Origin of the sequence: Pseudomonas anguilliseptica (assembly GCF_900105355.1) — a bacterium.
GTDB lineage: Bacteria > Pseudomonadota > Gammaproteobacteria > Pseudomonadales > Pseudomonadaceae > Aquipseudomonas > Aquipseudomonas anguilliseptica.
Genome location: NZ_FNSC01000001.1, coordinates 1,594,806 through 1,617,045, shown reverse-complemented (window position 1 = coordinate 1,617,045; position 22,240 = coordinate 1,594,806). Strand labels below are relative to the sequence as shown.

The 22,240-nt window shown below is 64.0% G+C and carries 15 protein-coding genes and 2 pseudogenes; 13 read left to right on the top strand and 4 right to left on the bottom strand.

Translation table 11 applies throughout. From position 1 onward, the window contains the following. Positions 1–227 precede the first annotated feature (227 nt). Positions 228–1,408 (top strand): annotated as a pseudogene (locus BLW24_RS07845) (HDOD domain-containing protein). A 22-nt stretch (positions 1,409–1,430) separates the two neighbouring features. Here the strand turns inward: BLW24_RS07845 and BLW24_RS07840 are convergent. Next, the gene (locus tag BLW24_RS07840) at positions 1,431–2,303 is read right to left on the bottom strand and encodes a LysR family transcriptional regulator (protein ID WP_090387660.1); all 873 of its coding nucleotides are present in this window, start codon (positions 2,301–2,303) and stop codon (positions 1,431–1,433) included. Between the two features lie 172 nt (positions 2,304–2,475). Here BLW24_RS07840 and BLW24_RS07835 point away from each other — a divergent pair, with 172 nt between their 5' ends. Next, positions 2,476–3,129: a class I SAM-dependent methyltransferase gene (locus tag BLW24_RS07835; protein WP_208600152.1), complete on the top strand. Its 654-nt coding sequence runs from the start codon at positions 2,476–2,478 to the stop codon at positions 3,127–3,129. Positions 3,130–3,233: 104 nt separating this feature from the next. On the opposite strand, the gene BLW24_RS07830 is transcribed toward BLW24_RS07835, so the two are convergent. Next, positions 3,234–6,125, bottom strand: a complete 2,892-nt coding sequence (locus tag BLW24_RS07830; protein ID WP_090378841.1) for an EAL domain-containing protein — start codon at positions 6,123–6,125, stop codon at positions 3,234–3,236. Between the two features lie 289 nt (positions 6,126–6,414). Between BLW24_RS07830 and arsS the strand changes: the two genes are divergently transcribed. From arsS to BLW24_RS07795, 7 genes are all read left to right on the top strand, one after another. Beyond that, a complete protein-coding gene (gene arsS / locus BLW24_RS07825) occupies positions 6,415–7,380 on the top strand; it encodes an arsenosugar biosynthesis radical SAM (seleno)protein ArsS (RefSeq protein WP_208600221.1) in 966 nt (321 codons plus the stop codon). Positions 7,381–7,441: 61 nt separating this feature from the next. Continuing rightward, entirely contained in the window at positions 7,442–8,833 is a 1,392-nt protein-coding gene (locus tag BLW24_RS07820; protein ID WP_090378836.1) for an SLC5/6 family protein, read from the top strand. Further along, positions 8,833–9,801, top strand: coding sequence for a hypothetical protein (locus tag BLW24_RS07815; RefSeq protein WP_090378833.1), 969 nt, complete (start codon positions 8,833–8,835; stop codon positions 9,799–9,801). Before BLW24_RS07820 ends, BLW24_RS07815 begins: the two co-directional genes overlap by 1 nt. After that, positions 9,794–11,935 carry an FAD-dependent oxidoreductase gene (locus tag BLW24_RS07810; protein WP_090378827.1) on the top strand — a complete coding sequence of 714 codons (2,142 nt, stop codon included), beginning with the start codon at positions 9,794–9,796 and terminating at the stop codon, positions 11,933–11,935. Before BLW24_RS07815 ends, BLW24_RS07810 begins: the two co-directional genes overlap by 8 nt. Then, on the top strand, positions 11,935–12,666 hold the full coding sequence (locus BLW24_RS07805) for a DUF3047 domain-containing protein (protein ID WP_090378824.1): 732 nt from the start codon (positions 11,935–11,937) through the stop codon (positions 12,664–12,666). Before BLW24_RS07810 ends, BLW24_RS07805 begins: the two co-directional genes overlap by 1 nt. Before the next feature lie 38 nt (positions 12,667–12,704). Then, complete coding sequence (locus BLW24_RS07800) at positions 12,705–13,778, top strand: FAD-dependent oxidoreductase (RefSeq protein ID WP_090378821.1); 1,074 nt, start codon at positions 12,705–12,707, stop codon at positions 13,776–13,778. Positions 13,779–13,805: 27 nt separating this feature from the next. Continuing rightward, the gene (locus BLW24_RS07795; RefSeq protein ID WP_420874984.1) at positions 13,806–15,608 is read left to right on the top strand and encodes a methyl-accepting chemotaxis protein; all 1,803 of its coding nucleotides are present in this window, start codon (positions 13,806–13,808) and stop codon (positions 15,606–15,608) included. Between the two features lie 12 nt (positions 15,609–15,620). Here BLW24_RS07795 and BLW24_RS07790 read toward each other — a convergent pair whose 3' ends face one another. Then, positions 15,621–16,847 carry an NADH:flavin oxidoreductase/NADH oxidase family protein gene (locus BLW24_RS07790; protein ID WP_090378818.1) on the bottom strand — a complete coding sequence of 409 codons (1,227 nt, stop codon included), beginning with the start codon at positions 16,845–16,847 and terminating at the stop codon, positions 15,621–15,623. Between the two features lie 77 nt (positions 16,848–16,924). On the opposite strand from BLW24_RS07790, the gene BLW24_RS07785 reads away from it, so the two are divergent. From BLW24_RS07785 to BLW24_RS07775, 4 genes are all read left to right on the top strand, one after another. Beyond that, positions 16,925–17,341 (top strand): MerR family transcriptional regulator, encoded by a 417-nt coding sequence (locus tag BLW24_RS07785; protein WP_090378815.1) that lies wholly within the window; start codon positions 16,925–16,927, stop codon positions 17,339–17,341. 134 nt (positions 17,342–17,475) lie between these two features. Continuing rightward, on the top strand, positions 17,476–18,447 hold the full coding sequence (locus tag BLW24_RS07780) for a hypothetical protein (RefSeq protein WP_090378812.1): 972 nt from the start codon (positions 17,476–17,478) through the stop codon (positions 18,445–18,447). 95 nt (positions 18,448–18,542) lie between these two features. Further along, complete coding sequence (locus tag BLW24_RS25890; protein ID WP_167360343.1) at positions 18,543–18,716, top strand: hypothetical protein; 174 nt, start codon at positions 18,543–18,545, stop codon at positions 18,714–18,716. A gap of 95 nt (positions 18,717–18,811) precedes the next feature. Then, positions 18,812–20,125, top strand: coding sequence for an NAD(P)/FAD-dependent oxidoreductase (locus BLW24_RS07775; RefSeq protein ID WP_090378809.1), 1,314 nt, complete (start codon positions 18,812–18,814; stop codon positions 20,123–20,125). A gap of 135 nt (positions 20,126–20,260) precedes the next feature. On the opposite strand, the pseudogene BLW24_RS07770 reads toward BLW24_RS07775, so the two are convergent. Continuing rightward, positions 20,261–22,227 (bottom strand): annotated as a pseudogene (locus BLW24_RS07770) (metallophosphoesterase family protein). Between the last annotated feature and the right edge of the window lie 13 nt (positions 22,228–22,240).

Below are 22,240 nucleotides of genomic sequence, written 5' to 3'. Positions count from 1 at the left end.
ATAGCCTGCACCACACACCCTGGGACGGCCTTAGCTGCCTTCTCTGCTGCGCCTTGTAGGACAACCAGACCGCTCTAGCACGGCCTGTTCAGGTCGCATAAGAAAGTTGACGAGTTGTTCAGCACTTCATCGGCCGACGCTGGTTTTAAAGTGGCCAGCCCGTACACTGCGCGCCGTCACATCGCTGACGCCATTATTTTGCCACCACGCTTTTCCCTGAGGTTTTCATGACTGCCCTGGCCAAAGCTCCGGAGATTCTGATCGCCGAAGCAGACCCCTGGACTGCCGATCTGCTCGTGCAACTGGTACTCGATGTGCGCGCCGATGCGCGGATTATCCGGGTCAGCGATGGCGACGCCGCACTGGCCAAGTGCAAGCGCCGCCTGCCGGCGCTGGTGATTGCCGATGGCGACCTGCCGGGCCTGGATGGTCTGGAATTGCTGCGCCAGTTGCGCCGCCACCCGCGCACGCGGGCGCTGCCGTTTATCCTGATCAGCAGTCGCCTGGATGCCAGTAGCGTGCGCGCCGCGCGCCCGCTGGCACCGGCCGCCTACCTGGCCAAGCCGTTCAATGCCGAGCAACTGCGCCAGCGCCTGCTCGGCATTCTCGGCAGCGCCGCCGCCAGCGAGACAGCGGTTGCAGCCCCTTGCTGGTCGACAGCCTGGATGATTACCTGAATGCGGTGCGCGAAGAAGGTCAGGGCGCGCCGTTGCTGGCCTCGGTACGCGATTCGGTGAGCTAGTGCCTGAACGGTGACGACAGCGACCTGCGCGAGCTGGAAGAGGTGTTTGCCCGTGACCCGCAGATCACCGCACGACTGATCGCCGCCGCCAACAGTGCCGCGCAGCACCAGGGCGCACCGTGCCAGACCCTCAGCCAGGCGCTGCCGCGTCTGGGCCTGGCGCGCACGCTGAATCTGGTATTGGGCATGGCTGTGCAACGCAATGCGCTGCTCAGTGACCCGCGTCTGGCCGAGCTGGCCAGCAGCGCCGAACTGGCGCGCTGGTTGGCAGGCGAACTGAATCTGGATGCCGAGTTGTGCTTTACCGCCGCACTGCTGCACAACATCGGCGAGCTGGCCTTGCTGCGCAGCCTGCAGGACTGGCAGGACGCCGGCGGCACCCTGCGCGATGAGGACATCCACAACAGCTTCCAGCAACGCGCGGCCAGCTTCGGCTCGGCGTTGCGCATCCGCTGGCGCCTGCCGTTTGGCCTGCGCGAGCTGATCGCGGCGTTCTACAACCTCGGCAGTGGCGTATTTAGCCGCGAGGCGCTGGTGCTCAACCTGGTCTGCCAGGTGCTGCGCCTGCGCAGCAACCAGTCGCCCAAAGAGCTACGCGATGAGCGCTGTGTGCGCATGCTGCGCCTGGACCTCAGCCTGTTGGAACGCATCCCGCTGGCTGCCTGACAGCTGCCACAACGAACACTGATCAGGCCAGGACCTCGGCCAGCAGATCGAAGACGATACGGATACGCCGCGCCGTGCGCAGCTCACGGTGGGTAACCAGCCAGATTGGCAGTTGAAAGGGGGCGACATCCTCCAGCACGCGAACCATGCCCGGGGTTTCCCGCGCGATCTCCTCCATGATTGCGCCGATGCCCAGGCCCTGGCGGACCATTTCCCAGTAGGTGACGGAGTTATCTGCGTAGCTGCGAAAATTCGTGTTACTCAGCAGCAGGCCTTGGCCGTGCAGGTGCTGCAGGTAATGGCCCGTGCGATCCAGGCCGATAAAGTCGTGCTGCAAAGCCTCTTCCGCAGTACGCGGTAGGCCATTCACGCGTACCCAGCTTTCGGATGCATAAAAACCGGCGGAACTCTGCCGCACCAAACGGCCAATCAGCTCCGGTTGTTCGGGACGCACATGGCGGATGGCGATGTCGGCCTCGCGGCGCAGCAGGTCGCTGACACCGTCCGAAGCGACCACCTCGACCTGGATGCCGGGTGCCGCCTCGCGGATCTGCAGGAGTATCTTCGGCATCAGGTACGCCGCCACGGCGTCGCTGGTGGCAACGGACACCACGCCCGCCACCTCTTCTGAACGCCCGGTCGCAGCCAGGCCCAGCTCATGCGCCGCCGTGCCCATTACGCGGGCATGGCCCAACAGCTCCTGCCCGGTGGTGGTCAGCGCCATGGTTTTGCCGACCCGCTCAAACAGCGTCACCCCTAGTGCCAGTTCCAGGGCTGCAACCTGGCGACTGAGGGTCGGTTGCGACTGCCCGAGCTTACGCGCGGCCGCCGACAGCGAGCCGGTTTCCGCCGTCTCGAGAAAGGCACGCAACTGATTCCAATCGACCTTATCCATACGCGAATGCATATATTGTCTGCAATTTATCGCAATACCCCATGGTGACTCGCAAGGATAGCATCCGCTCTATGTTGGCTATCGCCTTACATCCATGCACAGGACGCGCACCATGCACTCACCCATCACCTCTACCAGCGACCATGGCTCTGCACCTGCAATACCGGCTGCCATGGCCGACAAGGCTCGCTTCTGGAACCGAATTGCACGTAAATACGCGAACGATCCGATTGCAGATCCGGCCGGTTACCAGCGGACCTTGCAGCGCGTACAAGCCTTGCTGTCTACGCAACATGAGGTGCTGGAAATCGGTTGTGGCACGGGCACTACCGCCCTGCTTCTGGCGCCTGCTACGCGGCGGCTGGTAGCCACCGACGTGGCCGAACAGATGATCGCCATCGCCGGCGAGAGGCTCGCCCGCCAACCCATGCCACAGCTGCACTTCAGACTGGCCGACGCCGACGCGCCGGTGGCCGAACAGGGTGCCTACGATGCCGTACTGGCGTTCAACCTGCTGCATCTCGTGACGGACCTGCCGCAGACGCTGAATTCAGCCATCAATGCCTTGAAACCAGGCGGCTTGCTGATTTCGAAGACACCGTGCCTGAATGAGATGAACCCACTGATTCCCAAGCTGGCGCTGCCGCTGATGCGCGCCTTCGGCAAAGCGCCGCCTGTACTGTGTTTCGACGCCCACCAGTTGCAGGCGGCCATGACCGCGCAAGGTCTGCAAATCCTGGCCGTCGAGCGCCATGGCAGCAAGAGCAGAGATTGGCGGGTGTTTATCGTGGCGCGCAAGCCCGATGCCCCGACGTTAGCGGCCTGAACAACGCTGCCTAGCCCGCCCTAACCATTGCCAGCAGAAAACCACTAACTGCGGCACCTACTACTCAGCCGGCAGTCATGCCGAACGCATCCAGTGATGCACTATCAAGGGCGGTCAAGAACCAGCTGCATCTGCACTTCATCCTGGGCGCTATCGGCCAGCTGAGTCAGCGGCTGCGGGTGGCCGAGGAAGTAGCCCTGCGCATAGTCGAGCCCCAGCCCGCGCACACAGTCGAGGGTGGCCTGGGATTCGACAAACTCGGCCACGGTGCTCAGGCCCAGCTGGTTGGCAATCTGCTGCATCGAGCCAACCATGGCCTGGTTGATCGGGTCGTTCTCCAGCCCGCTGATAAAGCTGCCGTCGATCTTCACGATATCCAGCGGCAGGTGGCGCAGGTAGGCGTAGGAGGCGAAGCCGCTGCCGAAGTCGTCCAGCGCCACTTTCAGGCCCAGGCTGCGCAGCTGCTTGATCCACTGCGATGACACCCCCAACTCGCCCAGGGCGACCATCTCGGTCACCTCGATGCACAGCTTGTGCGCCGGCAGGTTGTGTCGCAGCAGCTCGCTATGGAGCATCTCGTGGAAGTGCGCGTTGAGCAACGAGCTGGCGGTCAGGTTGAAATTCACCTGTTGCAGTTGCTGCACATGCCGCGGGTTATCCGCTAGCCATTGCAGCAGGCGCATCACTACCCAGCGGTCGATGGCACCGAGAAAGCCATAGCGCTCCGCCGCGCCGAGAAATTGCCCGGGGCTGACCCACTCGCCGCTGAGCGGATCGTGGTAGCGCAGCAGCACTTCATAACGCAGGCCTTCGCTGTTGCCCTGCAGCGCCACCACCGGCTGATAGAACAACTCGAAGTGGCCCAGCTCGATGGCCTCGCGCAAACGAGTGATCCATTGCAGCTGGCGTTGATGTTCCAGCAGCACGCCATCGGCGGGGTTGAACTGCTGCACGCGGTTACGGCCCAGGAGCTTGGCCAGCTGGCTGGCGCTATCGGCCCAGTTCAGCGCGGTTTCCCAGTCGCTGACGCCGCTGCCCAGCTCCAGCAGACCGATGCTGGCCTGCACACAAAACGGCCGGCCCTGCCAGCTGAAAACGAATTGCTCGACGCAATGGCGCAGGCTTTCCGCGTGCTCCATCGCCATGTCGGTGTTGATCTCACGCAGCAGCACGGCGAACTCATCACCGCCAATACGTGCCAGCTCGGCATGCCGGGGCAGGTGGTGGCGCAGGTGGCTGGACAGCTGACGCAACAGCTGGTCGCCCGCCGAGTGACCACAGAGGTCGTTGACCTGCTTGAACTGATCCAGGTCCAGGCTCAGCAGGTGACTGAAACGCCGCACACCTTCGCCCTTGAGGCTTTCACGCAGCAGACGCTCGAGTTCGCGGCGATTGAGCAGCCCCGTCAGCGAGTCATGTGCGGCTAGGTACTGCAAACGTTCTTCTAGGGCACGGCGTTCGCTGAGGTCGACCACGATGCCTTCGATGCAGTCCTGGGTAGGGCGCAGATGCAGCGACAGATAGACCCAATGGCTCTGCCCGTCGAGCCCATGGATCTGGCACTCCTGGCTGATCGCCGGCTGCTCGTTGTGCAACTGCGCTACATGCTCGGCCCATGGCTCGGCGCCCAGCAGCTGCTGCATGAACAGCGCAGTGCTGCCGGGATTAAGCCCGAGCAAGGCGGCAAAACTGGGGTTGGCCTCGATCAGGGCGCCGCTGCGGGTACAGCGGAAAATCCCCTCACCGCTGCTGCTGAACAGCGCTTGGTATTGCTCCAGGTTGCCCAGCGCCTGGGCCTTGCTGTGCAGCAGGGCGCGGCGGATCTGCTCTAGCTGTTTGTCGAGAATGCCGCCAAACAGCAACATGCTCAGCACCGGCAAGTAGGCGTGCATGTAGTTGAAGCCCGGCGGCAGCGGAATCACGCCACTGCGCCCAAGCGGCACCAGCAACATCAGCAGCAGGGCCGAGCTCCAGCACAGCAGGTAGCCAATGGCGTAAGGCCGGCGCTGGCGCACGCCGAGGATCAGCAGCAACAGCTGGAACGCCCCGTTGAGCAGAATCAGCACGTTCAGCGTCTGATAGGAGCGGAAGTGTCCATAGCTGACCATGGTCCAGCCGCACACCAGCAGGGTCACGGCAAACAGCGCATTGCGCAGCTGGCGCACACGGCCCAGGTCAAGTTTCAGCGAGCTGGCGAGGAACAGGCTGCTGAAGATCAACATGCCGGGGTTGGCCAGATTGGCCATCTGGGTCGACAGCCACACCCACTGCGGCGCCAGCAGGCTGGTAACGCCATGCAGGCTGGCGTTGTACAGCGCCACGCTGGCCACCGTCAGACAGAACCACACCAGCTGCGTCTCGCGCAGGGCGCTGTATTTCACCAGAAAGAACAGGGTCAGGCTGAGCAGCGCCCCCAGCAGCAGGCCGCTGCGCATCCAGTGCTCGGCCAGCAGCAGCGGGCTTTGCTCGGCCGCCACCAACTGCATCGGCACACTCACTGCCGAGCCGCTTTGCACCCGCAGTAACAACGTATGCGGACCTTCGCCAAGGTGCGGCAGGTTGAGCTGGAAATGCGGCGATGGCGCGCCACGCAGAAGGAAATCGCGGTGGTCACCGCTGTAGAAGGGCGCGATCAGCCGTTCAGGGTCATACAGCCAGACTTCGATATCGTCGAGAAAGGGCCGGTCGATCATCAGATCGAGGCGTTCGGCCACCGGCGCATCGAGACGAAACGCCAGCCACCAGGCGCTGGCCGAATACCCCAGGCGCGGCACGCCATCAATCCGCCGGCCCTCGCTGGCGATGCGCTGCTGCACCTCGGCAGCGGTCAGATTGCCGCTGGGGTCTTCCAACACCAGGCTCGCGGGAACCTCCACCGGCTGCTTGAGCTGCGCGCTGCTGAGCACCAGCAATGGCAGCTCGGTGGACGCCTGGGCGCTGCCCAGGGCAAAGCAGAGCAGTGCAGCCAGCAGTGGAAGGTTGAGCAGACGGTGCATCCTAGCGCCTCAATAAACTGCGAGGTGCGCCAAGGCTCAGGGTGAACACCGCTCGCCGGCTTGGCGAGTTGACGCCCGGGAATTCTAGCTGAGAACTGACAATTTGATTGCGCTGACGGCCTCACTCAGGGCCGGTCACAGAATGTCCAGATTGCACACGCCGAAACGATTCTCCAAGACCAATCCGTAACAAAAGCGCTCAGGCAGTATCTATAGTGGCTACAGACGAACACGCATCACGCAAAGCGTTGCCACGTCGCCAAGCAACAAGGAGCCAACCGTGCACGCCATGCTTCCCCTGCTCGACCAACTGGCCTTCCCGGCCATCCGCCGGGGGCCACTGGAAGCGCTGCAGATCAACCTGACCTACCGCTGCAACCAGCGCTGCCTGCATTGCCATGTGAATGCCGGGCCGACCCGCACCGAGGCCATGACCGACGACAGCCTGGCCCTGCTGCACCAGGTGATCGACGCGCACCCGGTGCATACCCTCGACCTCACCGGCGGCGCCCCGGAAATGCACCCGCGTTTTCGCGAGATCGTCAGCCACGCACGCCGTGAAGACCTGCGAGTAATCGACCGCTGCAACCTGACCATCTTGAGCGAACCGGGTTATGAAGACCTGGCGCCGTTTCTCGCCGAGCAGGGCGTCGAAGTCAGCGCCTCGCTGCCCTGCTATTCGCGCGATAACGTCGACAAACAACGCGGCGATGGCGTGTTCGATGCCAGTATTCGCGGCCTGCAGCAACTCAATGCCCTCGGTTACGGCCAGCCGGGCAGCGGGCTGATCCTCAACCTGGTGTACAACCCGCAAGGACCGAGCCTGCCGCCGCCCCAGCAGAGCCTCGAAGCTGATTACAAACAGCACCTGGCTGAAGACTTTGGCATCGCCTTCAACCACCTGCTGACCATCACCAACCAGCCGATTGCGCGCTTTGGCAGCACCCTGGTCAGCAAGGGCCAGTTCAACGACTATATGCAGTTGCTGCGTGACAGCTATCGCTCGGAGAACCTCGAACCGCTGATGTGTCGCTCGCTGGTCAGCGTCGACTGGCAGGGCTACCTGTACGACTGCGACTTCAACCAGATGCTCGATCTGCCGCTGCAGCTGCCTGAACTGATCGGCCGCGATCGGCCTCATCTGCGCGACCTGCTCGGTGCAACGCTGGCCGGCAACTCCATCGTGACCCGCGATCATTGCTACGCCTGCACCGCCGGGCAGGGTTCCAGCTGCGGCGGGGCGCTCAATGACTGAACCCGTGGTGTACACAGCACACCCTACAGCGGCGATATAACCCTCAAACAAGGATCGATCCATGCAACCGACCAGTCTGACCGGCCTGTTCTTCTGGGGTTTTCTTGTGGTCTACGGCGCGCTGATGCTGGCTCTGGCCCCCCGCGCCGTGACCCTCGGCGGTTTTTTCAACGGCGAGGACAAGCAGGGCCACAGCGCCAGCCCGTGGCTGATCACCTCGAGCATCTTTATCAGCTGGATCTTCGCCAAATCGGTGACCAACGCCGCCAACCTGGGGGCGACTTACGGCCTGGTCGGCGGTCTGGCCTATGCCATGTACTGGCTGTCGATTCCGCTCACCGGCTTTGTTATCTACCGCCTGCGCCGACGCTTTGCGGCGACCGGCCTGGTGAGCTTTCTCAGCAGCCATTACGGCCGGGGCGCTGCGCTGGCGTTTTCCGCCGCGATTCTGATTCGCCTGTTCAACGAGGTGTGGAGCAACACCGCGGTGGTCGGCGGCTATTACGGCGACTCGGGCAGCTCCGAATTTATTGCCTCGGCGTTGTTGTTTACCGCCGTGACCCTGGCCTACAGCCTGCGCGGCGGCTTGCGCAGCTCGATCCTCACCGACGCGGCGCAGGCGGCGATCTTCGTGATTGCCTTGGTTTGGGTGCTTGGTCTGGTGCTGCCGCAGCATTCGCCCAGCGAGCTGGCCAGTACCAGTAATTGGGCACTGAATGCCGGCGTCGACCTGCTGCTGGTCGCCGGCCTGCAAGCCTTCAGCTACGGTTTCCATGACCCGGTACTGACCGACCGTGGCTTTATCAGCGAAGAGAAGGCCATGCGCCGCTCCTTCGTGATCGCCGGTGTGCTCGGCTTTATCGCTATTCTCGCCTTTAGCCTGATCGGCGTGCATGCGCAGCTGGTGGGCATTGCCGCCTCGGACAATGTGCCGGCTGCCCTGGCCAAGAGCCTGGGTATTGCTGCTCTATTGATCATGACCGTGGTGATGGTCTCCGCTGCCGGCTCGACCCTGGATTCGACCTTCTCCAGCCTGGCCAAACTGGCCGGGCGCGAGCTACCGAAACTGGCCGGCCGCGACCTGGGGCAAAAAGCCATCGGCGTGGGCATGGCGGTGATGGTGGTGTTTGCCCTGCTCGGCAACCTGCCGATGATCGCCGGCACTGACATCCTCAAGGCCACCACCATCAGCGGCACCATGGTGATCGGCCTGGCCCCGGTATTTGTCCTGCACGGCCTGACCACTCCGACCCGGCTGGGCTTTCACCTGAGTTTCTGGACCGGACTGGGCCTCGGCGTGGCCCTGACGCTGAGCTGGATTCCGCAGAGCTGGGCCATCGGCGACGGCAAATACGCGCTGCTGCTGGGCACCAATCTGTATGGCCTCGGGCTCTGTGCACTCGCCTATCTGCTGCCCGGCTGGTTGCTGCAGCGCAAAGCAGGAACAGCCTGATGCGCGCCGGTCGCGACTGTCCGCTGGACTACCGCCTGACTGCGAATGCCTTTTGCGGCGAGCCGCTGTTCGACTGCGACGTGCTCTATGTGGTTGGCGGCCTGTATGGCAATCGCCAGGCTCTGGCGGCGCTGCAACGGCGCTTGGCCGCCGAGCCACTGGCACGGGTGGTGTTTAACGGCGACGCCCACTGGTTTGACCCCGACCCCGAGATTTTCCAGCAGATCGAGCAGGGCCTCAGCGCCCATCTGGCCCTGCGCGGCAATGTCGAAACCGAGCTGGGCCGAGCCGATGACGGTGGCGCAGGCTGTGGTTGCGCCTACCCGATGAGCGTGGATGAGCCGGTGGTCGAACGCTCCAACGCCATCCAGCGGGAACTGAACGGCACCGTGCAGGGCTTGCCGGGCATGGCCGAACACCTGGCGTCGCGTCCGAGCACGGCACTGGTCAGTGTGGCCGGACAGCGCGTGGCGATCAGCCATGGCGACGAGCAGTCCCTGGCCGGCTGGAGTTGCTCGCGGGAATCACTCAGCGACTCGGCGCGCCAGCAGCAACTGGATAGCTGGCTTGCCGCGCACAACGTCCAAGTTTTGGCCACCAGCCACACCTGCTCGGCGGTGGCGTTGAACCTTGAGCACGGCACGCTGATCAACAATGGCGCAGCCGGGCTGCCGAACTTTGCCGGTGGCCGCTATGGCCTGCTCAGCCGCATCGCCAGCACGCCGCACCCGGCAGCGTTGTACCGCTGCCAGCGCGATGGCCTGTTTATCGAGGCCTTGCCGCTGAGCTACGACCACACAGCTTTTCTCGCCGACTTCGACCGCCAGTGGCCTGCGCAAAGCCCGGCGGAGCTGTCCTACCGTACACGGGTGCTCGGCCAACTGAGCGATCGCCCCGAACACGCCCTGCAGGCTGGTTTCAGCCTGTGCCAAAGCCTGTGCGCCCTGGAGGCGCTGACTGATGAATAGCCGCAAACTGGCCCTGATGGGCCTGATCCTCGCGCTGCTGGGCAGCTTCTTTGTCTTCGACATCGGCCAGTACCTCAACCTGGAAGCACTCAAGGCGCAGCAGACCGCGCTGAATGCTCAGGTGGCCGCGCAGCCCTGGCTCGCCGCTGGCGTGTTCTTTATCGCCTATGTGGCGGTAACAGCCTTGTCGCTGCCCGGCGCGGCCTTGATGACCTTGCTCGCCGGCGCGCTGTTCGGCCTGTTGCAGGGTTTTATCCTAGTGTCCTTTGCCTCGACCCTGGGCGCGACCCTGGCCATGCTCAGCAGCCGTTTTCTGCTACGCGATTGGGTGCAGAGCCGCTTCGGCCAGCGCCTCGCCGGCATCGATGCCGGGTTAGAGCGTGAGGGCGCGTTCTATCTGTTCGCCCTGCGTCTGGTGCCGCTATTCCCGTTCTTTCTGATCAACCTGGCCATGGGCCTGACCCGACTGCCGGCGCGCACCTACTGGTGGGTCAGCCAGCTCGGCATGCTGCCCGGTACCCTGGTGTATGTGAACGCCGGGCGTGAACTGGGCCAGCTGGAGTCGCTGGCGGGCATCCTCTCGCCGGGGCTGCTCGGTGCCTTTGTCCTGCTCGGGGTGTTCCCGCTGATCGCACGCAAGCTGCTTGGCCTGATCCAGGCACGGCGGGTGTATGCCGGCTGGCACAAACCGAAGACCTTCGACCGCAACCTGCTGGTGATCGGCGCGGGTGCCGGTGGCCTGGTCAGCGCCTATATCGCCGCAGCCGTGAAGGCCAAGGTCAGTCTGATCGAAAAGCACCAGATGGGTGGCGACTGCCTGAACACCGGCTGCGTGCCGTCCAAGGCGCTGCTACGTTCGGCCAAGCTGGCCAATGAACTGAAAAAGGGCGCGGCACTAGGCTTTACCGGCGTGCAGGGCACGGTGGATTTCCCGGCGGTGATGCAGCGCATCCAGCGGGTGATCGCCGACATCGAACCGCATGATTCGGTGGAGCGTTACACCGGCCTCGGCGTCGAGGTGATTCAGGGCGAGGCGAAGATTCTCTCGCCCTGGGCGGTGGAAGTGAATGGCCAGACCCTGACCAGTCGCAACCTGATCATTGCCGCCGGTGCGCGGCCTTTCGTACCGAACATTCCTGGCCTGGCACAGGTGCAGGCCTACACCTCGGACAGCATCTGGAGCCTGCGCCAGCAGCCGCGCTGGCTGCTGGTGCTGGGTGGCGGGCCGATTGGCTGCGAGCTGGCCCAGGCCTTCCAGCGTCTCGGCAGCCAGGTGATTCAGGTAGAGCGCGGCGAGCGCCTGCTGCCGCGCGAGGATGCCGATGCCCGTGCCGCCGTGATGAGCAGCCTGCGCGCCGATGGCGTCGACTTGCGCCTGCGCCATCAGGCCGAACGTTTTGAAGTAGTCGACGGTGAACCGCGTATGGTCGCCCGCTGCCTGGACACCGGCGCGGAGGTGACCATCGCCTTCGACTGCCTGCTGCTGGCCCTCGGCCGGGTGGCCAATGTCAGCGGTTATGGGGTGGAGGAACTGGGCCTGAGCGTACGGCCCAACGGCACATTGGAAACCGACGACTACCTGGCCACGCGTTTTCCCAATATCTACGCGGTGGGCGATGTCACCGGGCCGTACCAGTTCACCCATGTCGCCGCGCACCAGGCCTGGTATGCGGCGGTCAATGCGCTGTTTAGCGGCTTTAAACGCTTCAAGGTGGATTACCGGGTGATCCCGCACTGCACCTTTACCGATCCGGAAGTGGCCCGCGTCTGCCTCTCCGAAGGCGAAGCCAAGGCGCAGAACATCGCCTATGAGGTGACCCGTTACGGCATCGACGACCTCGATCGGGCGATTGCCGACGAGGCCGCCCATGGCTTTGTCAAAGTGCTTACCGTGCCGGGCAAGGATCAGATTCTCGGGGTGACCATCGTCGGCGAACACGCCGGGGAGCTGCTCGCCGAATATGTGCTGGCGATGAAGCATGGTCTGGGCCTGAATAAAATTCTCGGCACCATCCATAGCTACCCGACCATGGCCGAGGCCAATAAATACGCGGCCGGAGAGTGGAAGCGTGCGCACGCACCGCAAGGTTTACTGCGCCTGGTCGAGCGTTTCCATAGCTGGCGCCGCAGCTGATGCGCGGGTTACTGCTGGCCCTACTGGTGCTGTCGCCGCTGGCCCAGGCCGAAAACCCACTGACGCCTTGGACGGCCGGCCCGCCCAGCGGCGAATGGTCGGCACCCTGGCGCCTTGCGGATATCCCCAAGCTCAAGCCTTCCGTACGCACGCTGGTCGAGCAGGACGGTCAGCCGGTGTTGCGCATTCAGGCCGATGCGGCGGCGGGCGGCCTGCTGCATCCGCTGGACCTGCCCGGCGATCAGCCCTGGCAACTGAGCTGGCAATGGCGCACCGAGCAGAAGCTGGACCAGGCACGCTTCGCCACCCGCGAAGGCGACGACTACGCCGCGCGGGTTTATGTGCTGCTGGATTACCCGCTGGACTCGCTGAGTTTCGTCAACCGGCAGAAGCTGCGCCTAGCCCGCACCTTCTTCGACCCCGACCTGCCAGCGGCGACCCTCAGCTATGTCTGGGATAACCGCCAGGCACCGGGCACCCATGCGCGCAGCGCCTACACCGAGACGGTGGAAATGCACGTGCTGCGCGGCCCAGAAGCGCCGCAGGGGCAATGGCTCAGCGAAAGCCGCAACCTGAATGCCGATGCCACTGCCGCCTTTGGCAGCGCACCGCGCAGGATTCTCGGCGTGGTGTTTGCCGCCGACAGCGACAACACTGGCGAATCCGCCGACAGCTATTTCGCCACCCCGCTGTTACAGCATCCCCTGACAGACGACCGCACAAGCCCGTAGCATAACGGCACATCGTTTTGAGCCATGGATGCCTGCGTTTGAACCATCACTACGACCTCCTGCTGCTCGGCGCCGGCCACGCCCACCTCGGTGTGCTGAGACGCTGGGCGTTGATCGAACGACCACCGGGACGTATCGCATTACTCAGCGCCGGACCGGTTGCCTGGTACTCGGGCATGCTGCCGGGGCTGCTGGCTGGGCGACACAGCGCGGCGGATTGCCAGATCGAACTGCAGGCACTGTGTCGCGCGGCCAAGGTCGAACTGCTCGTCAGTCCGCTGGAGAGCCTGTCGGCCGCCCAGCAGCAGGTGCAGCAGGTCGATGGCCGAACCCTTAACGCCAGCTGGCTGTCGCTAAATGTCGGCACGCAGGTTGCCGCACCAGCGCAACAGGGCGACGCCATGCAGCTGCTGGCGGTCAAACCCTTTGCGGAATTTCTCGACGGCTGGCAACAGTGGCAAGCCGCGCCGCAGCCTTTGGCGATTCTCGGTGGCGGCGCGGCCGGGGTCGAACTGGCGCTGGCCTTGGCCGGACAGGTGCCGCAGCTGGCGCTGTTCTGCGCCGGGCATCTGCTCGATGGATTGTCCGCTGGCGTGCGCCTGCGCGCCCTCGGCCACCTGCGTCAGCGTGGTGTGTGGGTGCGCGAGGATTGCCCGATCAGCCGTATCGAAGACGACTGCCTGTTCAGCGGCGACGAACCGGTCTGGCGTGGCCAACGGCTGTTGCTGGCCAGCGGCGCCAAGGCTTTTGCCTGGCCGGCACATAGCGGCCTGGGCTGCGATGAGCAGGGCTTTGTACTGATCGCCCCCACGCTGCAGAGCTACACCCACCCGACGATTTTCGCCGTGGGCGACTGCGCCAGCCTGCCTGGCGCACGCAAGAGCGGGGTGTACTCGGTGCGCCAGGGCCCGGTGCTGGCCGCCAACCTCAACGCCGCGCTGCGTGGCCTGCCACTCAAACGCTACCGCCCGCAACGACAGAGCCTGGCGCTGCTGGCCACTGGTGATGGCGGCGCACTGCTGGACTGGCATGGACACAGTGCCGGCGGGCGCTTCTACGGGCGCTGGAAGGATTTTCTAGATAAGGGTTTTATTCAGCGCCATCGGCTCTAAACACGAATCACCTGCGACCAAAGTGCCATGGCCCTGAACCGCCATGGGTGCTCGAATCAACCTCCCACCAAAGGTTGGCCGCAGGGAGCGTCACCCGCTATGGTCTATAGATTCGCCGACAGCGGCCGATTGCCTACCCAGGCATATCCAGCCGCGCGCACACAGGTTCCAGCAGGCATGGCCCGCCCACTGCAAAGCGGCGCGCCACAGGCAGTTTCTGGTGTTGGTTCGACCAGAATAAAAATAATGAGGTTTGTCATGCGCTCTGCGTTTATTACCTATCCCAAGGCCTGCCTGCTGCATGCCATCGGGCTGGCCGGGTTGATGGCGGTCTATCAGCAGATCCAACTGCCCTGGTTTATCAGCATTCCGTCCTTTCTGCTGCTGGCCCTATGGCCCTGGCTAGGGCCGTGGCAGCGCCAGCATGAAGAGCTGCCAGCTTCCACCGATGCGCCGCACGCGTCGTTCAGCGCCCTGAGCCAGAACCTGTCGCGACACACCTGTCACAACGCCCTGGCTGCCGCCGAGGTGGCCCACGCCGCGCAGCAGCTGGCCGGTAAACTGCAATCGCAGCTCAGTGCCACCGAGCAGATCAACCAGGCCGCCGAGGCCATCACCCATACCGAACAGGACAACGCCCAGCGCGCCGAGCAAACCCTGCTGGCGGCGCAGAGCGTGCGGCAGAACAGCAGCAGCGGGCAGCAGGAACTGCGCCAGGCGATCGATGCCATGCAACACCTGAGCGCGCAGACCGCCACCAGCCGTGAGCTGATCGATGGCCTCAGCAGCCGCACCGAGCAGATCGAAAAAGTCACCCAGGTGATCCAGTCGATTGCCAGCCAGACCAACCTGCTGGCGCTGAATGCCGCCATCGAAGCAGCCCGCGCCGGTGAACTCGGCCGGGGCTTTGCCGTGGTTGCCGATGAGGTGCGCAACCTCGCCGGACGCACCAGCAGCGCCACCGAGGAAGTCGGGCAGATTGTCAGCGATATTCGCCAGCAGAGCACGGCGGTGGTCAACCATATGCAGCAGCAGGCCGAGCAGCTGACTCTGGCCGCACAGCAGGTCGAGCACACTGGCGAACAACTGCAGGGGATTGCCGAACTGGCGGTGGACGTGGAAAGCCAGGTCAGCCAGATCGACAGTGGCACCCGACAGAACCACGAACGCCTGGCCGAACTCTCGGTGGCGGTCGGCCAGTTGCGCGGCGATGTCGGCGACAGCGAAGGGCAGACTCGCCAACTCAGCAGTGCTGCCGAGCGCTTAGTCACTCAGGCCGAAAGCGTCAGCGAACAGCTCGCCGAAGTCGGCCTGGATGACTACCACCAGCGCATCTACGACCTCGCGCGCGGCGCCGCGGCGCAGATTGCCGCGCAGTTCGAGGCGGACCTGCACAGCGGCCGGATCAGCACCAGCGACCTGTTCGACCGCCACTATCAGCCGATAGCCGGCAGCTTCCCGGCCAAGTACAAGACCCACTTCGACAGCTATGCCGATCAGGTGCTGCCGGCGATTCAGGAGCCACTGCTCAGCCAGCACGAAGGCCTGGTTTTCGCCATCGCCTGCACCGCCGAAGGCTATGTGCCAACCCACAACAACGCCTTCAACCACCCGCCCTGCGGCGACCGTGCCGTGGACACCCTGAAAAGCCGCAGCAAGCGCCTGTTCAACGACCGCACCGGCATCCGCTGCGGCAGCCACCAGAAGCCGCTGCTGCTACAGACCTATATGCGTGATACCGGCGAGTTGATGCACGACCTGTCGGTACCGATCATGGTTCAGGGCCGGCATTGGGGCGGCTTACGTCTGGGCTACAAGCCGGAACCCTAAACCCGCACTAAATCAGCCCGCCGCCATCAGGCGTTTGTACTGACGGGTGCGCCGCGCGCTTTTCAGCTGCTCCAGCAGCAGTGCGCGCAGCGGTGAAACCCCGGCGTGGGTGTGCTTGCCCAGGCTGAGCTGGCGCAGCTGGAATTTCACCACCGCCATATAGGCCAGAGAGGCCAGCGCCTTGTGCTTCCAGCGAATCGCCGGAAGTTCGGCACTGCTGGGCTGCCCGGCCTGCCACTGTTTGGGCAGCGCCGGGTTGATCGCCAAAGCCGTGGCTATCCCGGCCATGGCCACGCCGCTGGCCAACACCTGCTCGACCACTGGCAAACGCCGGATACCACCGGTGACCATCACCGGCATCGTCGCCACAGCGGCAATCTCACCGGCAAACTCGAGAAAGTAGGCCTCACGTGCCAGGGTGCGGCCGTCACGCGCATCGCCCTGCATGGCCGGCGCTTCATAACTGCCGCCGGACAGTTCGACCAAATCAACCGCCTGTTCATTGAGCAGCTGCACCACGCGCTTGGCATCAGCCGCATCGAAACCGCCACGCTGGAAGTCCGCCGAGTTGAGCTTGACCGCCACACAGAAGTCCGGTGCCACCACCGCGCGCACCGCCTTGACCACCTCCAGCAGCAGCCGCGCGCGGTTCTCCAGGGAGCCGCCCCAACTGTCCGTGCGTTTGTTGCTGATGGGCGAAAGAAACTGGCTCAGCAGATAGCCGTGCGCCGCGTGGATCTGCACGCCAGTAAAGCCGGCCTGTTCGGCCAACTGTGCGGTGCGCGCAAAGCGCTGAACCAGGTCCTGAATTTCCACCTCATCCAGCGCCTTGGGCAGCGGGAACATCTTCGACAGGCCGCCCAGCTCCAGGGCCACGGCCGAGGGGGCGACGGTCTGCTGGCCAAGGTTGGCCTGCATCTGCCGGCCGGGATGATTGATCTGCATCCACATCTGCGCACCCTGGGCGCGGCCGATACGTGCCCACTCGCGAAATTTGTCCAGCTGGCGCTCGTCTTCCAGTACCACGCCGCAGGGGCCGGTCATGGCGCGGCGATCGACCATCACGTTGCCGGTCAGCAGCAACCCGGCGCCGCCTGCGGCCCAGGCCTGGTAAAGCCGCAGCAGCTCGGCGGACGGGCCCTGGCTGGCGTCGGCGAGGTTCTCTTCCATCGCCGCTTTGGCGATGCGGTTGGGAATGTAGGTACCGTTTGGCAGTTGCAGCGGTTGGAAGGCAGTCATGGCGTACTCCGGGGTAGCGTGAGTAGCAAGGCTAAGGTTAAAGTCAACTTTAAGGTCAATACCCCGGAGCACAGATTATGAAAATTGGTGAACTGGCCAGCCGCAGCGGTCTGGCTGCCTCGCGTATCCGCTTCTACGAAGCCAGCGGGCTGATCAGTGCCCAGCGTCAGGCCAACGGTTATCGCAGCTATACGGAACAAACACTGCAAGCCCTGGGCATTATCAGCTGCGCCCAGCAGACCGGTTTCAGCCTGGAGGAAATCCGCCGCCTGCTGCCCGATGCCAACGCCGAGGGCTGGGCGCATGAGCAGATGCTCGACAGCCTGCAACGCAAGGTCGTCGAGATCGAGGCAATGCAACAGCGTCTGGCGCAGAACAAGGCGCAGCTGCTGAACATCATCGCCACCATCGAGAACAAACCAGAGGGCATGCCCTGCACGGAAAACGCCGAGCGGGTGCTCGCCAATCTGCGTGACACGCGCGCCAGTCAGTAGGTCCATACCTGCCGTCTGCTGCCGTCTGCTGCCGGCGGAAGCCGCGAGCCGCGCGCCTATACTCAAACCACAGGGGGAATAACTTCAGCACTCCATTGGAGTAGGGGCTGGCACCCAGCAGGCGGAGGCTTGCCATGTCGAGTCCGCGCGTCGTTCTACTCGCCCTGCTGCTGGCAGTGGCGAGTTGTGCCAGCAATCCGCCGATTCAGGTAAGTGCGAGCACCTGGCAGCAGGTCGACCGCGACATCAGCGTGCTGTCACGCAGCGCTGCGCAGCAGGCGCGCGAGCATGCCCTGCTGTCGATGGAGCAGTGGATGGACCTGGTCTACCAACAGACCGACGAGGAATTTATCCCCTGGTTTTCCGGCTACTGGACGCAGCAATGGATGGGCATCAAGGTTTCCTGGTACCGACTCAGTAACGGCGGCGCGAAGGAGCCCAGCGTCAGGCGCCTGGCCTTGTACCTGCAGGAGCAATACCGCGAGCGCGTGCTGGAACCGGTCGCCGAGACCGACGACCCGCAGCAGATCATGGCGCGCAGTACCTGGCTCTACCTTCAGCATCTAGATGAAAACCTGCCGCGCATTGCTCAACAACATGACCTGCCACGCGAGCAGTTCCAGCAGCGCCTCAGGGCCATCCCGGCCATCACCCAGGCACCCGGCGCATCGCTGTATGAACTGCTGCACGCCGAACCGCTCACCGAGTTGCCGGCCTATAGCGCTTTTATCGAACGCATCCGCAACGCCCCGCGCGGCCTCGGCGACTGGTCGGCGGACCCTGGAATTTCCGCCGTGGCGCAACAGACCAGCGAGCGTCTGATCGACGACCTCGCAGTCAGCGGCGCAGCCGGTGCCGTATCTGCGCTGATCGGCGGCCCGGCCGGCACCACGGTGTCCCTCGGTGTGGCGCTGTTTACCGCCGTCTCGCGGGAAAGTACCCGGCCAGCCAGCGAGGCGCAGCTGCGCAAGAACCTCAACGCCGCCTTCGATGATGAGTGGCTGGAGCTGATGCGCAGCACCGAGCATGGCGTGCTGGCCGGCGTGCATCAACTGTCCGGGCAGATCGAGCGCGGCCTCAGGGTGCCGTTTCGCTATCAACCATAAGCCTGACCCGCGCCCCTGATTGTTTAGCCAACAGCAACCTGAATATGTGAAAAACACGATTTAACCAACAGTCGCCGGCGTGCGAGTCTGCCCGCATGAGTGAATCGATAGCCAATCTGCGCCGCACCTTCCGCTTCTGCCTGCACAGGGCCGAGCGGAGCTTTGGCCTGGATCGACTCAATCCGCTATTGGCGGAGATCCTCGCCTTCTGGGCACTGTGGCATTGCCGCCACGCGCGCCCGCCGGATGCCCTGAGCCTCTCGCGCTGATCACTTCAGCCGCCCGCCTACGTCCGTGCTGCCTGCGCCTGGCGCGAGCTGACGAACCGCTGCCTGCATCGCTATCCGTACTCAGGAACCGCCTTATGAACGCCGCCATCAAACCCGTAACCCCCGCCGCTGTACGTTGCCCGTCCTACTACAGCGCCACCCTCAATGAAGAAACCGACGACCCGACCCTGCAAGGCGAGGTCAGCGTCGATGTGGTGATCATCGGCGGCGGTTTTACCGGCGTGGCGTCTGCCGTGGAACTGGCCGAGCGCGGCCTCAAGGTGGCAATTGTCGAGGCCAACAAGATCGGCTGGGGCGCGACCGGGCGCAACGGCGGGCAGGTCACTGGCAGCCTGTCGGGCGATGCGGCGATGACCAAGCAGATGCGCAACACCCTCGGCGAGGAGGTTGAAGACTTTATCTGGCACCTGCGCTGGCGCGGACACGAGATCATCAAGAACCGCGTAGAGAAGTACGGCATTCAGTGCGACCTCAAGCACGGCCACCTGCACGCGGCAATGAAGCCCACGCACATGCAGGAGCTGGAAGCCACCTACGCCGAAGCACAGCGCCGCGGCATGAGTGCTGACGTGACCCTGCTCGACCGCGCCGGGGTGCGCAGTCATCTGGCCAGCGACCTGTACAGCGGCGCGCTGAAGAACACCCGCAATATGCACCTGCACCCGCTGAACCTGTGCATCGGCGAAGCCAAGGCCGCCGCCAGCCTGGGTGCGCTGATATTCGAGCACTCCGAAGTGCTGGAGATTGTGCATGGCGCCAAACCGGCGGTGGTCACCGCCAAAGGCCGGATCAATGCCAAGCAGGTGCTGCTGGCCGGCGATGTGTACCACAAGCTGGAGCCGAAAAAGCTCAAGGGCATGATCTTCCCGGCCATGGGCGGCATCGTCACCACCGCGCCGCTGGGCGAGCTGGCGAAGGAAATCAACCCGCAGGACCTGGCCGTGTACGACTGCCGCTTCGTCCTCGATTACTACCGCATGACCGCCGACGGCCGTCTGCTGTTTGGTGGCGGCTGCAACTATTCCGGACGTGATTCACGGGATATCGCCGGCGAACTGCGCCCCGGTATCGAGCAGACCTTCCCGCAGCTCAAGGGCGTCGACATTGATTTTCAGTGGAGCTGCGCCATGGGCATCGTGATCAACCGCATCCCGCAGCTGGGCAAGCTCTCGGACAACGTCTGGTACTGCCAGGGCTACTCCGGCCACGGCATCGCCACCACCCACATCATGGGTGAAATCATGGCCAACGCCCTGACCGGCACCATGGGCCACTACGACACCTTCGCCGCCTGCAAGCACATCAAGGTGCCGCTGGGCGACGTGTTCGGCAACCCGATGCTGGCAGCGGGCATGTGGTACTACCAAATGCTGGAAAAGCTGCGCTAAGACTCCCGCGGATCTGCTGCGCGTCGGCGATACTACGGAGTTAGAAATGGCCTCGGACTGCTCATTTAAACCCGTAAACTCCGCGTCCTCGGCCATTTCTGCCTTGTCTCGCTCTAGCTCGCGAGATCCGAAATGCTAGTCCGCTCGATTGCAACTGAGTACGGTTTGGGTGGCAGGCGCCTTATCACGCTCATCGACAAACGCCACCACGGGCGAGCCATCGGCATTCAGCTGGTAGATCGCACTGGGCTGGCCTTGCTCGTTGAAAAACACCTGACCCAGCCCCGCACCATTCCACAGACGTTCGCCGGCCTTGCTGCGCGAGGGGATGCGTGGTTTGACCTGCATACGCCGGCGCGTGGTCAGCCAGTTGAGCGGTGACCAGGGCGCATACAGCCAGCGGTTGAGGCGGTCAAACCAGTCAAGCAGGCGCGGTGGGAATTCGTTTTTCAGGCCGCTGCTGGTGATCTGCCAAAGCTTCGGCCCGCGTTTGCGCTGGCGGATCAGCACCTCGTAGACAAACGAGTAATGCACGTCGCCGGAGAGAATCACGTAGTTACCCGGCGTGCGCGAGTGGCGGAAGATGTTCAGCATCACCTGCGCCGCGCCACGGTGAGCCATCCAGTTTTCCGCGTCGACCATCAGCGGATGGCCGGCCCAGCTGAAGACCTTCTGGATGGTCTCGATCAGCTTGACGCCGAACATCGGCGCCGGCGACACGATGATCGCCGACGGATGATCAAGCAGTTCCTGCTGAAACTCGCACAGCGCTTCCCAATCCAGCAGACCAGACGGCCGCTTGAGGTTGCGCTCGCTGCGCCAGCGCCGGGTGCGGGTGTCCAGCACCACCAGCGCCGGTGTGCTCGGCAGAACGAATTGCCACTGGTGAAAACTCAGCAGGCTGTCGATCAGCGCGTCCTGCGGCTGACTGTCCATCTGGTTTTCAGCATCGCGGCCCTCGGTCATCGCGCGGATCATCTGCAATTGCTCAGCAAAAACATCCGGGTTATTGCCCCAGCCCTGGCACAGCAGGTAGGCGATCAGCGCATTGCCGATGATGCGCTTGGAAAACGGGTGGCCGTAGGCGGTTTCTTCCCACTGCGCGGAAAGGTTCCAGTCATCGGTGATGTCGTGATCATCAGCGTCGGCAGGTGGGCGCGGGCGACCCGGCCCAGACCGCCACAAAAGGCTTCGATGCGCCCACGCTCGGCCTGATAACGCGGCACTTCCTCGGCGCTCAGCGCCGGCATTTCGGCATCCAGCAAGGTCCAGGGCACCGGCGACCAGACCAGCAGGTACATGGCCAACACTTCGGCGCAGGTCACCAGGTGGTTGTCGGCGCTGCTGGTGGTGAACACCGGCTTTTCCACGCCGCCGAAGAAGCGCTCGCGCAGGGTTTCATTGCTTTTCAGCGCCGGCAGCAGCTCGGTGCGCTGGTAGTAGCTGGCGGGGTGCTGGTACAGCGCCGTGCTGTCATCGACCACCGCACCTTGCAGATGCTCGCCGAACAAACCCAGGCGCTCGATCACCTGATGAATCGCCCGCAGCAGCGGCCCGCTGACATCATCGGCGTAGATCTGATCGCCACTCATCAGCAGCAGCGCCGGACGCTGTTCGGGCGCATGTGCTTCGGCCAGCAGACGGTCGGCGCAGAGCAGGCCATCGGCCGCAGGGTGATGCGGCTTGCGGCAGGAACCGTGCAGCAGATGATCAAGCTGCGCACGCAGGACGAAATTGGCCTGGGTCGCGCCGTCGTACAGCAGGTGCGGCGCCCAGTCGGCGATGCCCAGCGCGGCCTGACCGGGCTGCTCGATCAGCAGGTCGTAATCAATCTGCACTTCGCAGGGCAGCGGTGCGTCCAGTTTCAGATCAATCAGGTGGATAAACGCCTGCTCACCCATCTGGATAACCTGGCAGCTGTCACCTTGCAGCGGCAAGCGCTGTGCCTTGGCCGCGTCGCCATGGCTCAGCTGCAGGCTAAGCGCCAGCGGCCTGCTGCCGACCAGCCAGAGCACCAGGCGCTGCGCTTCCATACGACGCAGCAGCGGGCCGGCCAGCACCAGGGGCAGGTCAGCAGGAACAACAGCGGGGGCGGTCGGCATCAGGGCGTCGTGC